11 protein-coding genes are annotated in these 15,033 nt (G+C 64.0%); 8 read left to right on the forward strand and 3 right to left on the reverse strand.

The window, feature by feature from the left end:
- Positions 1-719 precede the first annotated feature (719 nt).
- On the reverse strand, positions 720-1,724 hold the full coding sequence (locus ACREXZ_RS30375) for a LysR family transcriptional regulator (protein ID WP_431767834.1): 1,005 nt from the start codon (positions 1,722-1,724) through the stop codon (positions 720-722).
- Positions 1,725-1,893: 169 nt separating this feature from the next.
- On the opposite strand from ACREXZ_RS30375, the gene ACREXZ_RS30380 reads away from it, so the two are divergent.
- The 8 genes from ACREXZ_RS30380 (at position 1,894) to ACREXZ_RS30415 (ending at position 13,401) form a co-directional block, all read left to right on the forward strand.
- Positions 1,894-2,757, forward strand: a complete 864-nt coding sequence (locus ACREXZ_RS30380; protein ID WP_431767835.1) for an alpha/beta hydrolase — start codon at positions 1,894-1,896, stop codon at positions 2,755-2,757.
- Positions 2,758-2,806: 49 nt separating this feature from the next.
- Entirely contained in the window at positions 2,807-4,030 is a 1,224-nt protein-coding gene (locus tag ACREXZ_RS30385) for an efflux RND transporter periplasmic adaptor subunit (RefSeq protein ID WP_431767836.1), read from the forward strand.
- 103 nt (positions 4,031-4,133) lie between these two features.
- Complete coding sequence (locus tag ACREXZ_RS30390; RefSeq protein ID WP_431767837.1) at positions 4,134-7,319, forward strand: efflux RND transporter permease subunit; 3,186 nt, start codon at positions 4,134-4,136, stop codon at positions 7,317-7,319.
- A 15-nt stretch (positions 7,320-7,334) separates the two neighbouring features.
- Positions 7,335-8,861: an efflux transporter outer membrane subunit gene (locus ACREXZ_RS30395; protein ID WP_431767838.1), complete on the forward strand. Its 1,527-nt coding sequence runs from the start codon at positions 7,335-7,337 to the stop codon at positions 8,859-8,861.
- A 227-nt stretch (positions 8,862-9,088) separates the two neighbouring features.
- Positions 9,089-10,483, forward strand: coding sequence for an LLM class flavin-dependent oxidoreductase (locus tag ACREXZ_RS30400; protein WP_431767839.1), 1,395 nt, complete (start codon positions 9,089-9,091; stop codon positions 10,481-10,483).
- On the forward strand, positions 10,480-10,668 hold the full coding sequence (locus tag ACREXZ_RS30405) for a hypothetical protein (protein WP_431767840.1): 189 nt from the start codon (positions 10,480-10,482) through the stop codon (positions 10,666-10,668). The genes ACREXZ_RS30400 and ACREXZ_RS30405 overlap by 4 nt, the downstream gene beginning before the upstream one ends.
- Positions 10,669-10,770: 102 nt before the next feature.
- The gene (locus ACREXZ_RS30410) at positions 10,771-11,964 is read left to right on the forward strand and encodes an acyl-CoA dehydrogenase family protein (protein WP_431767841.1); all 1,194 of its coding nucleotides are present in this window, start codon (positions 10,771-10,773) and stop codon (positions 11,962-11,964) included.
- Positions 11,965-12,072: 108 nt separating this feature from the next.
- Positions 12,073-13,401, forward strand: a complete 1,329-nt coding sequence (locus tag ACREXZ_RS30415; RefSeq protein WP_431767842.1) for an Nramp family divalent metal transporter — start codon at positions 12,073-12,075, stop codon at positions 13,399-13,401.
- A gap of 156 nt (positions 13,402-13,557) precedes the next feature.
- Here the strand turns inward: ACREXZ_RS30415 and flhC are convergent, their stop codons facing one another.
- Positions 13,558-14,121, reverse strand: a complete 564-nt coding sequence (flhC, locus tag ACREXZ_RS30420) for a flagellar transcriptional regulator FlhC (RefSeq protein WP_431767844.1) — start codon at positions 14,119-14,121, stop codon at positions 13,558-13,560.
- Between the two features lie 24 nt (positions 14,122-14,145).
- Entirely contained in the window at positions 14,146-14,466 is a 321-nt protein-coding gene (flhD, locus tag ACREXZ_RS30425) for a flagellar transcriptional regulator FlhD (RefSeq protein WP_431767843.1), read from the reverse strand.
- Positions 14,467-15,033: the final 567 nt, after the last annotated feature.

The following is a 15,033-nucleotide window of genomic DNA, read 5'->3' on the forward strand; positions in this document are numbered from 1 at the left end:
CTTTCCGCGCGTAGCCCGAGATGGCCCGCACCTAAGTGTCGTCCTCGCACTGACACGGTAGTGGTCCGAGACGAGATCGTCCCTCGCGTCGCAAACCGGAGTGACACGGGGCCCGCCCACCCCGCGGCGCACCGGTGTGCGCGCGGACGGGTCTGCGTGGGAAACCATTTGGGAAAATGAGGATGCGAAGCGGGAACAGAGCCCGCTTTAACCGAAGGGTGTTATGCCCATCGGCGGCGAAGCTCGCCGGAACGGATGACGGCCTTGTCACTAACGCGTGTGGTGCGAGGGCAGGTCTTGTGTCGGACCACTATGCAGTGTGAGCGAGGTGCCCACTTAGGCGAGGGCCATTCCCGGCATCACACGGAAAGGACCTGGTAACGTCTCGGCGGCTTTCTTCTGCTTACTCTTCTTTGCCGCGGCAAAGAAGAGTAAGTGCCGCCCCGCACAGGGGCAACGCCTGCGCCGCGAGGCGCGAAATCGCAGCCACCTGCAAGGGCAAACAGTGAAGGGCAACGCCTGCGCCGCGAGGCGCAAAATCGCAGCCACCTGCAAGGGCAAACAGTGAAGGGCACCGCCTGCGCCGCGAGGCGCGAAATCGCAGCCACCTGCAAGGTCAAACAGCGAAGGGCAACGCCAGCGCCGCGAGGTGCAAACCAGCACCGCAGCGCGGCAAGACAAACACAACGCAACGCAACGCAACGCGAACAAAGAAAACCCTATGCTACCCACTCCGTCATAACCGGCGTATCCAGAGCGGGTGCCGACTCCCGCTCCTCAAACGTCTTCATCGTGCACATCTTCTCGAGGCCCGCGCGACCACTCAGCAACGGACACCGATCAAACAACTCAGCGATCCAGTCCACGAACACCCGCACCTTGGAAGACAGATGCTTGCTATGCGGATAAACAGCCGAAATCGGCATCGGCAGCGGCTTCAAATGCGGCAGCACTTCCACTAACTTCCCCGACTGCAACGCCGGCAACACCATAAACCGAGCCGGCTGGATCAGCCCAAAACCCTCGAGCCCACACGTGACGTAGGCGTCCGCGTCGTTCACCGACACGATTCCCTTCATCTTGACCTCGACTTCCTTGCCGTCCACGAGGAACGCCCAATCGAGCACGCGGCCCGTGCGGCTCGAAAAATAATTGACGGCCTTGTGCTGTTCGAGATCATCGAGCGTCTGCGGCATGCCGGCCCGCTGGATGTAATCCGGTGACGCACACGTCACGCCTTCGAACAGGCCAATGCGTCGAGCAACCAGCGACGAATCCTGCAACGCGCCGACCCGCAGCACACAGTCGACGCCCTCCTGCAGCAGATCCACAGGACGGTCGGTCAGGCCCAATTGCAGATCGATGTCCGGATAGCGCGTGTGGAATTCGCACAGCGACGGAATCACGATCAGCTTGCCGAGCGAGCCCGGCATGTCGATGCGCAACTTGCCGTGCGGCTTCTTGTTGCCGCTCTGGAAACTCGCCTCGGTCTCTTCGACGTCCGCGAGAATCCGCACGCAACGCTCGTAGTACGCGGCGCCGTCGGGCGTGAGTGATAGACGCCGCGTCGTGCGGTGCATAAGCCGCACGCCGAGAAACGCCTCGAGATTCTGAATGATGGTCGTCACGGACGCCCGCGGCATGTCGAGCGTTTCCGCCGCACGCGTGAAGCTGTTGGTGTCGACGACCCGGGTGAACACTTGCATGGCCTGAAGCCGGTCCATTGCAAACCTCCGAAAGGGCGGGTGCATCTGCAGAGGAATCGGTTGAACCAAAGCCGATTGATTGTTCAGGCGCACCGAATTGTGTTGCCGGATTATAGGCATTTATTTGAGAGTCTGCCGGACCCACAATTCGGACCATCGCCTTTCTGTGCGCATTGCGCCGTTCGACATGGATGCCATCAAATCGCCGTACGCCTTTATTCCGTCAGCCCCCGGGGCCGCGGAAGCCACACCGTCACTCGAGCTGAGTGACGTGCAGATCGAAGGCTACGCGCAGAACATCACGCTGCGGCTCTATCGGCCCGCTGGCAAGTCCGGCTTGCCGGTGCTGCTGTACTTTCACGGCGGCGGCTTCGTGCGGGGTTCGCTCGACGACGCCGACGTTGCCGCCCGCTATTTAGCAGAACACTTACCGGCCCTCGTAGTGTCGGTCGGCTATTCGCTCGCGCCGCGCTTTCCGTTTCCCGCCGCGCCCGAAGACGCGCATCGCGCGGCACTGTGGGTGCAGACGCGCGCCCGCGCGTTCGGCGGCAACACGAAACACATGGGTGTCGCGGGCCACGACGCGGGCGGTCAGCTCGCGAACTGTCTCGCGTTCATCGCTCGCGATCGCGGCGACGTGCGCATCGACGCGCAGGCGCTGTTCGGTCCGATGCTCGACCCGAGCCTCACGCGCCTCGGCGACGAACGCCGCCTCTCTTCCGACATCACCGCAAGCGAATGCGCGGCGTGCTATCGCGCGTATTTGCCGCAGGCGTCGCACCGCATGCACCCATATGCCGCGCCGCTCGAATCGGTGCGCCTCGCTGGTTTGCCCGCGACGCTGATCGTCACCGCGCAGAACGACGTGCTGCACGTCGAGGCCGAGAAATACGCGAGCAACCTGATCGACGCGGGCGTGCTGACCCAGGTGGTTCGCTGCCCGAGCGTGTCGCACGCCGAGATCGCAGGACATCCGGCCGCGCTGCAGGAAGCCGTGCGCTTCTTCCTGTGCCGGTTTGCAGCGCGCACCGCGAGCGCTGCCTCCAAATAAATCATTAGAAACAGCCATTTCGTTATCCACACAGAAACCCGGAGCCAACATGTCCATCCTTCCGCTCAAACGTCCCCGACTGGCGATCGCCGCGGCCGCCGTGCTCGTCGTCGCCGGGCTCGGCACGCTCGGCGCGATCCGCGTCGATGCACGCGCGCCGGCGCAATCCGCCGCGCCGATGGCGCCCGAAGTCGACGTCGCGACGGTCGTCGAAAAGACGATCACCGACTGGCAGACCTACTCCGGCCGTCTCGAAGCGATTGATCGCGTCGACGTGCGGCCGCTCGTGTCGGGCACGATCGTGTCGGTGAATTTCAAGGACGGCGCGCTGGTGAAGAAGGGCGACACGCTGTTCGTCATCGATCCGCGGCCGTACCAGGCCGAAGTCGATCGCACGGCCGCTCAGGTGGCGGCCGCACAGGCGCGCAGCGGCTATGCACAAAGCGACTGGGAGCGCGCGCAGCGTCTCTTGACCGACAACGCGATCGCAAAGCGCGATTACGACGAGAAGCAGAACGCGTCGCGTGAAGCGAACGCAAACCTGAAGGCCGCCGAGGCCGCGCTCGAAACCGCGCGCATCAACCTCGGCTATACGCGGATCGTCGCGCCGGTCGCAGGCCGTGTGTCGCGCGCGGAAATCACGCTCGGCAACGTGGTGTCGGCGGGTGCAAGCGCTGCGCCGCTCACGACACTCGTGTCGGTGTCGCCGATCTACGCGGCGTTCGACGCCGACGAACAGACCTATCTGCGATACATCAGCCAGGTGAAGAACGGCAAGGTACCGGTCGACCTCGGTCTCGCAGACGAAACCGGCTATTCGCGCAGCGGCACGATCGATTCGGTCGACAACCGGCTCGATACGACGTCGGGCACGATCCGCATCCGCGCGCGCTTCGACAATGCCGACGGTCTGCTCGTGCCGGGTCTCTATGCACGCGTGAAGGTCGGCGGCAGCGCGCCGCATCCGGCAGTGCTGATCGACGACGCTGCGGTCGGCACGGACCAGGACAAGAAGTTCGTGCTGGCCGTCGACAAGGACGACCACGTGTCGTATCGCGAAGTGCAGCTGGGCGCGCAGCAGGACGGCCTGCGGGTCGTCAAGAGCGGTTTGCAGCCCGGTGACCGGATCGTCGTGAACGGCACGCAGCGCGTGCGTCCGGGTGGTCAGGTACGCGCGCACATGGTGCCGATGAATGCCGACGTGGACCCGAACGCGACCCCGGTTGCGGAATCGCAACCGGCAGCCCGCGCGAAGGCGGAGAAGAATTCGTGAATCGCGTCAGTTGTCTGAACCGCGCGGGCCATGTGCACCATGCGCCCGCCGCGTTCGATACGCGCAACGATACGCATAAGCGCTCCAACATCCAGAGCCTCCAATGAACATATCGAAATTTTTTATCGACCGGCCCATCTTTGCGGGCGTGCTGTCGGTTCTGATCCTGCTGGGCGGCGTGATCTCGCTGTTCCAGCTGCCGATCTCCGAGTACCCGGAAGTCGTGCCGCCTTCGGTGGTGGTGCATGCGCAGTATCCGGGCGCAAACCCGAAGGTGATTGCCGAAGCAGTCGCGTCGCCGCTCGAAGAGCAGATCAACGGCGTCGAGAACATGCTGTATATGCAGTCGCAGGCGAACAGCGACGGCAACCTGACGCTCACCGTGACGTTCAAGCTCGGCACCAATCCCGATCTCGCGACGCAGCTCGTGCAGAACCGCGTGAACCAGGCGTTGCCGCGTCTGCCTGAAGACGTGCAGCGGCTCGGCGTGACGACGATCAAGAGCTCGCCGACGCTGACGATGGTGGTCCACCTGATCTCGCCGAACAACCGTTACGACATGACGTACCTGCGCAACTATGCGCTGTTGAACGTCAAGGATCGGCTCGAACGGATCAAGGGCGTCGGCGAAGTGCAGCTGTGGGGCGCGGGCGACTACTCGATGCGCATATGGCTCGATCCGCAGAAGGTCGCACAACGCAATCTCACGGCGACCGACGTCGTCAACGCGATCCGCGAGCAGAACATTCAGGTCGCGGCCGGGACGATCGGCGCATCGCCGTCGGTGCCGGGCACGCCGCTGCAACTGTCGGTAAATGCACGCGGCCGTCTGCAGACCGTAGCCGAATTCGGCGACATCATCGTGAAGACCTCGCCCGATGGCGCCGTCACGTATCTGCGCGACCTCGGTCGCGTCGAACTGGCTGCGTCGGAGTACGGGCTGCGCTCGTTGCTCGACAACAAGTCGGCGGTCGCACTGGCGATCAACCAGTCGCCGGGTGCGAACTCGCTGCAGATCTCCGACGAAGTCCGCGCGCAGATGAAGGAACTGCAGCAGGACTTCCCTGCGGGCGTCGACTACAAGATCGTCTATGACCCGACACAGTTCGTGCGTTCGAGTATCGAGGCGGTCGTGCATACGCTGCTCGAAGCGATTGCGCTCGTCGTGATCGTGGTGATCGTGTTCCTGCAGACGTGGCGCGCGTCGATCATTCCGCTGATCGCAGTGCCGGTGTCGATCATCGGTACGTTCTCGCTGCTGCTCGCGTTCGGCTTCTCGATCAACGCGTTGTCGCTGTTCGGGATGGTGCTCGCGATCGGGATCGTCGTCGACGATGCGATCGTGGTCGTCGAGAACGTCGAGCGGAACATCGAAAGTGGGCTCAGTGCGCGCGATGCGACCTACAAGGCGATGCAGGAAGTGAGCGGACCGATCATCGCGATCGCGCTGACGCTGGTCGCCGTGTTCGTGCCGCTCGCATTCATGACGGGCCTGACCGGCCAGTTCTACAAGCAGTTCGCGATGACCATCGCGATCTCGACGGTGATCTCCGCGTTCAACTCGCTGACGCTGTCGCCGGCACTTGCATCGATCCTGCTGCGTGGCCATGGCGAAAAACCAGACCTGTTGACGCGGGTGATGGACCGCCTGCTTGGCCGTTTCTTCGCCGGCTTCAACAAGGTGTTCAAGCGCGGTTCGACGGCCTATAGCCGCGGCGTGAACGGCGCGCTCAAGCGCAAGGGCGCGATGCTGGTCGTCTACGCGGTGCTGCTCGGCGCGACCGCGTTGATCACGCACGTCGTGCCCGGTGGCTTCGTGCCGGCGCAGGACAAGGAATATCTGATCGCGTTCGCGCAGTTGCCGAACGGTGCGTCGCTCGATCGCACGGAAAAGGTAATCCGCGACATGAGCGCGATCGCGTTGAAGCAACCGGGCGTCGAAAGCGCGGTGGCGTTCCCGGGGCTGTCGGTGAACGGCTTCACGAACAGCTCCAGCGCGGGCATCGTGTTCGTTACGCTGAAGCCGTTCCATGAACGTGGCAGCAAAACGCTGTCGGCGGGGGCGATCGCCGGTGCGCTGAACCAGAAGTACGGCGCGATCAAGGATTCGTTCGTCGCGGTGTTTCCGCCGCCGCCCGTGCTCGGTCTCGGCACGCTCGGCGGGTTCAAGCTGCAGCTGGAGGATCACGGGGCGGTCGGTTATGCGCAGTTGGCCGATGCAACCCAGGCGTTCATCAAGAAGGCCGCGACTACGCCGGAACTCGGACCGACGTTCTCGAGCTATCAGATCAACGTGCCGCAGCTGAACGTCGATCTCGACCGCGTGAAGGCAAAGCAGCTCGGCGTGCCCGTGACCGACGTGTTCAACACGATGCAGATTTACCTCGGCTCGCTGTACGTGAACGACTTCAACCGCTTCGGTCGCGTGTATCAGGTGCGGGTGCAGGCCGACGCGCCGTTCCGGCAGCGCGCGGACGACATCCTGCAGCTGAAGACGCGTAACGCCGCGGGCGACATGGTGCCGCTGTCGTCGCTCGTCACCGTCTCGCCGACTTACGGGCCGGAAATGGTGGTGCGCTACAACGGCTACACCGCGGCTGACATCAACAGCGGTCCCGCGCCCGGCTTCTCGACGAACCAGGCGCAGGCGGCAGCCGAACGTGTCGCGGCCGAAGTGTTGCCGCGTGGCGTGAAGCTCGAATGGACCGACCTGACGTACCAGCAGATGCTGGCGGGCAACGCGGGCATGTGGGTGTTCCCGATCAGTGTGCTGCTCGTGTTCCTCGTGCTGGCCGCGCTGTACGAAAGCCTGTCGCTGCCGCTCGCGGTGATCCTGATCGTGCCGATGAGCCTGCTGTCCGCGCTGACCGGTGTGTGGTTGACGCAGGGCGACAACAACATCTTCACGCAGATCGGTTTGATGGTGCTGGTGGGGCTGGCATCGAAGAACGCGATCCTGATCGTCGAGTTTGCTCGCGAACTCGAGCACGACGGACATTCGCCGCTGTCGGCGGCAATCGAGGCGAGCCGCATGCGGCTGCGTCCGATCCTGATGACGTCGATCGCCTTCATCATGGGTGTCGTACCGCTCGTGCTGTCGTCCGGCGCGGGTTCGGAAATGCGCCACGCGATGGGTATCGCGGTGTTCTTCGGCATGCTCGGCGTGACGCTGTTCGGCTTGATGCTGACACCGGTGTTCTATGTGGTACTGCGGACGCTTGCCGGCGGCAAGATCCATGTGGCGCAGAAGGATTCGCCGCATCAAGCACTGCCGGCAACGAACGCCTGAGGAGTCGATAAAAAAATGAATCAATACCAATCTTTGCCTGGCTGGGGCCGGGCAGCGGCCAGCGGTCTGTTGCTGATGCTGCTCGTGGCCTGCTCCGTCGAGCCGACCTACAAGCGCCCCGATGCGCCGACGCCAACGGCATTCAAGGAAGCGCCCGTCATCGACGCGAAGGACGCTGGCACGTGGAAGCCCGCGCAGCCCGCTGACGCGGAGCATCGCGGCGAATGGTGGACCGTGTTCAACGATCCGGTGCTGAACGATCTGGAAACGCAGGCGGCATCGGCGAACCAGGACCTGAAGGCCGCGGCCGCACGCGTGCAGCAGGCTCGTGCACTGACGCAGGCCGCACGCTCGTCGTGGTTCCCGTCGCTTGACGCGGGCTTCGGTCCGACGCGCGATACGGCGTCGGCAGCATCGCAGTTCCTGCCGCAGAGCACCGGTTCGCAGACCACGACGTTGTGGCGCGCCCAGGGCACCGTGTCGTACGAAGCGGATCTGTTCGGTCGCGTGAGTTCCAACGTCAACGCGGCACGTGCCGACGCGCAGCAGAGCGAGGCGCTGTTCCGTTCGGTGCAGCTCGCGCTGCAGGCGGACGTTGCGCAGAACTACTTCCAGTTGCGCGAGTTCGATACCGACCAGAACCTGTACCGTCGCACTGTCTCGCTGCGTGAAGACTCGCTGAAGCTGACCGAACGACGCTTCAAGGAAGGCGACATCAGCGAACTCGATGTCGCGCAGGCACGCAACGAACTCGCGTCGGCACGCGCCGATGCGGTGGGCGTTGCACGTCAGCGCGCGGCATCGGAGCATGGCCTTGCGATCCTGCTCGGCAAGGCGCCGGCGGACTTCTCGTTCCCCGAGACGCCGCTCGTGCCGGTGGTCGCACGTGTGCCGGCCGGCCTGCCGTCGGCGCTGCTCGAACGCCGTCCGGACATCTCCGCTGCCGAACGCGCGATGGCCGCGGCGAACGCGCGCGTCGGTCTCGCGAAGTCGGCGTTCTTCCCGAAGCTCGACATCACCGGTGCATTCGGCTATGAGTCGGCGACGCTCGGCGATCTGTTCATGTGGTCGAGCCGCACCTTCCTGCTCGGACCGCTTGCCGGTACCGCGCTGACGCTGCCGATCTTCGACGGCGGACGTCGTCGTGCCGGGCTCGATCAGGCGCGCGGGAAGTATGACGAAGACGTCGCGCAGTATCGTCAGCAGGTGCTGGTCGCGTTCCGCGAAGTCGAGGACAACCTCGCCGATCTGCGGCTGCTCGACGACCAGATCAGCGCGCAGAACGACGCCGTCAGCGCATCGCAGCGCGCCGCGCATCTGTCGGGCACGCAGTATCAGGAAGGGCAGGTCAGCTATCTGAACGTGATCGACAGCGAACGCTCGGTGCTGGTGACGCAGTTGCAGGCGAGCCATCTGGCCGGCACGCAGGCGGTGTCGACGGTCAACCTGATCCGCGCGCTCGGCGGTGGCTGGGACGGCATGCCGCCCGCCGATGTCGCGCAAGGTGCGGACGGCAACGCGCAGCAGGTCGCGAAACGCTGATCCTGACGATGGCTCCACGCGGGTTCCATACAGGTTCCCGATGTTAGCTGGCGTAACCGGGTTGCCGGTTCGCCAGCTTTTTTTCGCCTTCGATCCATATCCCGTTTCGCGATTTCCTTTCGCAAATCCGTTCGTAGACGCAATTCCGGCACGGCTCTATTATTGGCCGGCGGTGCGCGCGGCGCTCGACCGCGCGTTCGGCAATCTCTACGCGACGGAGCCCCGCGATGACGAAGAAGCAGATCCTGCTGAACGCGTTCAACATGAACGCGGTCGGCCACATCAATCACGGCTTGTGGACGCATCCGCGCGACCGCTCCGCGCATTACACGGACCTCGACTACTGGACCGATCTTGCGCGCACGCTTGAGCGCGGCAAGTTCGACGGCATCTTTCTCGCGGATATTGTCGGCGTGTACGACGTCTATCAGGGCGGCCCGAACACGCCGCTGCGCGAATCGGTGCAGATTCCGATCAACGACCCGACGCTGATCGTGCCCGCGATGGCCGCGGTGACGAAGCATCTCGGCTTCGGCGTCACGGCGAACCTGACCTACGAGCCGCCGTATCTGTTCGCACGACGCATGTCGACGCTCGATCATCTGACCAAAGGCCGTGTGGGCTGGAACATCGTGACCGGCTATCTGGACAGCGCCGCGCGCGGGATGGGGCTCACGCAGCAGATCGCGCACGACGACCGCTACGACCGCGCCGACGATTACATGGATGTCGTTTACAAGCTGTGGGAACAAAGCTGGGAAGACGGTGCAGTGCTGCGCGATCGCGCGTTGCGCGTGTTTTCGGATCCGACGAAAGTGCATCGCGTGCAGCACGATGGTCCTTACTATTCGATCGACGCGATCCATCTGAGCGAGCCGTCGCCGCAGCGCACGCCGGTGCTCTATCAGGCCGGGTCGTCTGAGCGCGGCATGGATTTCGCCGCGCGTCACGCGGAGTGCGTGTTCGTCGGCGGGCAGAACAAACCGCTGACGCGCTCGATCGTCGACGACATCCGCGCGCGCGCCGTGCGCTTTGGTCGCGCGCCGGACGACATCAAGATTTTCGCGGGCATCACGGTCGTGGTCGGCGAAACCGAACGGGCGGCGCAGGAGAAGTTCGACGAGTATCGCCAGTACGCGAGCGCGGAAGGCGGCATCGCGCATTTCTCCAGCTCGACGGGCATCGATTTCTCGCAATACGAACTCGACGAACCGATTTCGTACGTGAAGACCGAGTCGATGCAGTCGGCGGTCGAGGCGATTTCGAAGAAGAGCGTGACCGGCGTGTGGACCAGGCGCAAGGTGCTCGAGCAGATGACGCTCGGTGGCCGCGCGAAACCGGTGGTCGGCTCGCCACAGCAGATCGCCGACGAACTGGTGTCGTGGATCGAAGAGACCGGCATCGACGGATTCAATCTGACGCGCACGGTGATGCCGGAATCGTTCGTCGATTTCGTCGATCTCGTCGTGCCTGAGCTGCAGAATCGCGGAGTCTACAAGGCAGACTACGCGGAGGCGCCGACGCTGCGGGAGAAACTGTTCGGCGCGGGGCGCGCGCGTCTGCCCGACGTGCACGTGGGTGCGCAGCACCGGCGGCGTGCGCAGGCGCCGGCCGAAGCATGATGCCGTTGCCGGGCGTGTGCGAGCCGCGCACGGTGGCGCTGCTTGCCGGCATTCCGCTCGCGCTTATACTGGTGACGACGACCCGCGGCGGTAGTCTTCGAACGCGCCGCGCCCATCAACGCGTTTCGCTCGACGCCGTTCATCATCCTGCTGGTTGCGCGGCTGCCGATCTGCGCGTCGTCTAACGCGGCGAGCGTTATCGCCGGGCAAAGAACATTTCTGGACGACATCGACATGACGCAGGCATTCGCTTACCCGCGACACTCGCGAACACGCAAGGAGGTCGCATGAACGATCCGCGCGAACCGTTGTACAGCACAGCTGTGAGCTCCTCCGACCTCAACGATCTGCTTGTCGCGCTCCGCGAGACCGCGGCGCAGCGCGACCGCGACGGCGGCCACGCCGCACAGGAAAAGCAGTGGATCGCCGAGGCCGGCCTGCTGACGCTCGCGGTACCGCGCGAATTCGGTGGCGCGGGCGCACGCTGGACCGACATCTATCGGACGATTCGCGCGATCGCCACGGTCGACGGTGCGCTCGCGCATCTCCTGGGTTTTCAGTGCCTGCAGCTAGTGAGTGTCGACGTCTGGGGCAACGACGCGCAGCGCGAACGCTATCTGCGCGGCACCGTCGATGGGCGCTGGTGGTGGGGCAACGCGGTCAATCCGCTCGACCCGCGGCTCGTCGCGACGGCGACTACTGACAGCGGCTACAGCGTGACCGGCGTGAAGGGCTTCTGCTCCGGCACGCGCGGCTCGCAGATGATGACGGTCTCCGCGCACGACCCCGCGACCGGCAAGCCGATCTTCGCGGTCGTGCCGACTACGCGCGAAGGCATTACTGTGCACGACGACTGGGACCCGATCGGTCAACGGCAGACCGACAGCGGCAGCGTGTCGTTCGAGCAGGTGCGGATCGACGCTCACGAAGTGCTGCATCGCTCGGAATTGCCGCCGACGCCGCGAGCGACGCTGCGCACGCTGGTTTCTCAACTGGTGCTGACGAATCTGTTTGTCGGCATCGCGCAGGGCGCCCTCGACGAAGCGCGCCGCTATGTGACGCAGCACGGCCGGCCGTGGATTACGTCGGGTGTCGAGAAGGCGACCGACGACCCGTACATGCTCCAGCGCTTCGGCGAAATGCGGCTGCGCGCGGTGAGCGCCGAAGCGCTCGCCGAACGCGCGGCGCAGGCGCTCGACGATGCGTGGAACGAGGGCGCCGACCTGACCGCCGCCGCGCGCGCGCACGTCGCGCTCGCCGTGTCCGAAGCGAAGATCGTCGCGCATCGCGCTGCGCTCGAGGTCAGCGAAAACCTGTTCGACGCGTGCGGCGCACGCGCGACCGGCGCATCGCTCGCGCTCGACCGGTTCTGGCGCAACGCGCGCGTGCACACGCTGCACGATCCGCTCGACTATCGTGTGCGCGATGTCGGCCGCTACGCGCTCAGCGGGACATTGCCGGAGGTTTCTCTGTACACTTGAGGCCGTTCGCCGCGCCCGCCGACGAATCGTTCGCCGCGCCTGCCGACGAATCGTTCGCCGCGCCTGCCAACAAGGCCTCGCGGTGCTTGCCACCGCGAGGAATCCGGCTTGCAGTTCAAACTCCCGACCACCGCCACCGCACCGTTCTGTCCATCCGAAGTCCAGGGCACGGTCGCCGTCTCCACGAGCGCGCCGTTCTGGAAAAAAATCCTGCAGTTCGCAGGCCCCGGCCTGCTGGTGTCGATCGGCTATATGGACCCGGGCAACTGGGCGACCGACATCGAAGCCGGCTCGCGCTACGGCTATAGCCTGTTGTTCGTCGTCGTGCTGTCGAGCCTCGCCGCGATGGTGCTGCAGTGCCTGAGCATGCGGCTCGGCATCGCCACCGGGCAAGACCTCGCGCAGCTGTCGCGGGCGCGCTATTCGCCGGCGGTCGCGCGCGGGCAGTGGGTGCTCGCGGAGCTGTCGATCGTCGCGTGCGATCTCGCCGAAGTACTCGGCGGCGCGCTCGCGTTCCATCTGCTGTTCAAATGCTCGCTGACGGTCGGCGTCCTGCTCACCGCGTTCGATACGCTGATCGTGCTCGGCCTGAAGGGCAAGAATTTTCGCGATCTCGAAGCGATCATGCTGGGGCTGATCTTGACGATCGGCATCGGCTACGTGATCGAACTCGCGCTCGTGCAGCCACACTGGCCGTCGGTGATGCAGGGGCTCGTGCCGTCGTGGTCGGCGGTCAGCGAGCGCGAGCCACTGTATCTGGCGATCGGCATTCTCGGCGCGACCGTGATGCCGCACAACCTGTACCTGCATTCGTCGATCGTGCAGACCCGCGCGGTGAAGCGCGACCCGTCGAGCATCGCGTCGGCGATCGGGCTGTCGCGCATCGATACCCTTGTGTCGCTCACGCTCGCGCTGCTGATCAACGCGGCGATCCTGATCCTCGCCGGCGCAGCCTTTCATGCGACCGGGCACAACCAGGTCACCGAAATCGAGGACGCGTACAAGCTGCTCGCGCCGATCGTCGGCACCGGTTTCGCCGCAGTGCTGTTCGCGGTCACGCTGCTCGCGTCGGGGCAAAGCTCGACGTTCACCGGCACAGTCGCCGGGCAGGTGATCATGGAAGGCTTTCTGAAGATGAAGATTCCGTGCTGGCAGCGCCGTTTCATCACGCGCGCGCTGGCGCTGATTCCGGCGCTGATCGGCGTGTCGATGCTCGGCAATGGGGCGGTCGGCACGCTGCTGGTCGCGAGCCAGGTGGTGCTCAGCCTGCAGTTGCCGTTCGCGCTGTACCCGCTGATCCGGATGACCGACGACCGCGCGCTGATGGGACCGTTCGCGAACCGTCTGCCGACTCGGGTTCTCGCGTGGCTGCTGTTCGCGGCGATCAGCGTGGCGAACCTGTGGCTCGCGGTGCAGACGTTCGGCTGGGTGGGTTGAGTCTGGGAGGCTGGTTGTGAGATGAGCCAGCACGTGCGCCGGACAGACGCCAAAAAAACAGCCGTGTCACATGGCCCGTGACACGGCTTCATGAGGCTTGTTATCCGCCGCTGTTGCGAAAACGGCTTCTTGCGAGCCGTCTACTTCACCCCCTGTTCAGGCCGCTTCTGCAATCGTCGGCACTTCCTGTTTCGCGGCGGCGGCCGCCTTCTTCGTTTTGCCCGCGCGTGACGGCGGCTGACATGCGCCGCACACCACGTTCTGCTGCAAATCATGCCGGTGCGCGACGAACTTGCCGCTGCAACGGCAGCAGGGCGTCAGCTGCAGGATGTCGGCGTCGAAGAAACGCACGAGCGTCCATGCCCGGGTCAAATCCAGCACCGGCTCGGTTTCGCTGTGCCGGCAATGTTCGAGATACAGCCTGTAGCCCTTGGTCAGCGCATCAAGGTGCGAGCAATGCGCTTCGTTCTTCAGGAACAGGTAGGTGTTATAGAACAGCGAAGCATGAATGTTCGCGAGCCACGTCATGTACCAGTCCGCCGAGAACGGCAGCATACCCTTCGGCGGCGACACGCCCTTGACCTCGCGATACAGGCGGATCATGCGGTCGCGCGACAGCGTGAGTTCGCTTTCCAGCACCTGCATCCGTGCGCCCAGTTCGATCAGCGCGATCGCGCGGAACACGTCCTGAGCGTCTTCGGTCAAGCTTCGCTTGAGCATCGCGGTCATCGTTGCGGCTCCTCGTCAGGCGAACTGCTCGGCAGGCTGGCCTGCTAGCAGGATAGCCGTGTGAGTAGGCGATACTTCTGCATGCTTCGTAGTCTGCGTCAGCGCCGACAGCATCGAGTGGTCGCTGAAACGGAAAAAACATAAAAGCTGGTCGGAGGCGGCCAGTTTGACGATCTGTGCGAGCGACAGACCGGCAAGCAAATCAGCCAGCTCCGACGACAGTCCCAGCCGGAACATCCCGACAGGCTTGTCCTCGCGCAGCATGCGCTGCGCGAGCATGACGTACGACAAATTGATTTCGCGGATTGACTCCAGCGTCTCGCTGCTACGGTCCATTTTTGCTGTTTCCGAAGCCCCGAATTACCCGTCGGCATTTCCTGCCGTGTTATCGCTTTTAACCCCCCGCCGACGACCTTGCCGTCCGACGTTCGGTCCCCCTCTTTGCTACAAGGAGTGACCAGTTGATACAAGGCGTTACAAATCGTAACACCTTGGAGCGAATTGTATGAAGGCGATTTCAAGAAATCAATCCCTTCTCAAAAAAATATCTGCAAAAACCACACTCAATTTCGGTAAGACTTTCATATGCGCGTAACGATAATTCGCCAAGCATCCGTGGTTGCTGGCGGAGCGGGGCGAATCAGGCGGAACCCTTGCCCTGAGCGCCTTGTAGAAGGGTGGTCGGCGCCCTGGGAGAGATTCCTCCTATTAGCGGCAATCGGCGGATCTGTCGGGGATTTGAAAAGAAAGATTCAAACGGTGCGGTAAAAAATGCGTAATTCGCGACGCTTATTGGGGTCAATCGGGATGCCGCACAATGGTGCGACCTCTGTTACAAATCGTGGGAGTTTGTAACAGCTGGCAACTGGTCTGCTGGACGCGTTCGACCTCGTGGTCGAACGT

This window comes from Paraburkholderia sp., from assembly GCF_050742655.1.
In the GTDB taxonomy this organism is placed as follows: domain Bacteria; phylum Pseudomonadota; class Gammaproteobacteria; order Burkholderiales; family Burkholderiaceae; genus Paraburkholderia.

Bases quoted from the DNA above. Each gene is read 5' to 3' on its own strand.
- ACREXZ_RS30390 (WP_431767837.1), top strand. From the start codon at position 4,134: ATGAACATATCGAAATTTTTTATCGACCGGCCCATCTTTGCGGGCGTG.
- ACREXZ_RS30380 (WP_431767835.1), top strand. From the start codon at position 1,894: ATGGATGCCATCAAATCGCCGTACGCCTTTATTCCGTCAGCCCCCGGG.
- flhD (WP_431767843.1), bottom strand. From the start codon at position 14,466: ATGGACCGTAGCAGCGAGACGCTGGAGTCAATCCGCGAAATCAATTTG.
- flhC (WP_431767844.1), bottom strand. From the start codon at position 14,121: ATGCTCAAGCGAAGCTTGACCGAAGACGCTCAGGACGTGTTCCGCGCG.
- ACREXZ_RS30405 (WP_431767840.1), top strand. From the start codon at position 10,480: ATGATGCCGTTGCCGGGCGTGTGCGAGCCGCGCACGGTGGCGCTGCTT.
- ACREXZ_RS30385 (WP_431767836.1), top strand. From the start codon at position 2,807: ATGTCCATCCTTCCGCTCAAACGTCCCCGACTGGCGATCGCCGCGGCC.
- ACREXZ_RS30400 (WP_431767839.1), top strand. From the start codon at position 9,089: ATGACGAAGAAGCAGATCCTGCTGAACGCGTTCAACATGAACGCGGTC.
- ACREXZ_RS30375 (WP_431767834.1), bottom strand. From the start codon at position 1,724: ATGGACCGGCTTCAGGCCATGCAAGTGTTCACCCGGGTCGTCGACACC.
- ACREXZ_RS30410 (WP_431767841.1), top strand. From the start codon at position 10,771: ATGAACGATCCGCGCGAACCGTTGTACAGCACAGCTGTGAGCTCCTCC.
- ACREXZ_RS30395 (WP_431767838.1), top strand. From the start codon at position 7,335: ATGAATCAATACCAATCTTTGCCTGGCTGGGGCCGGGCAGCGGCCAGC.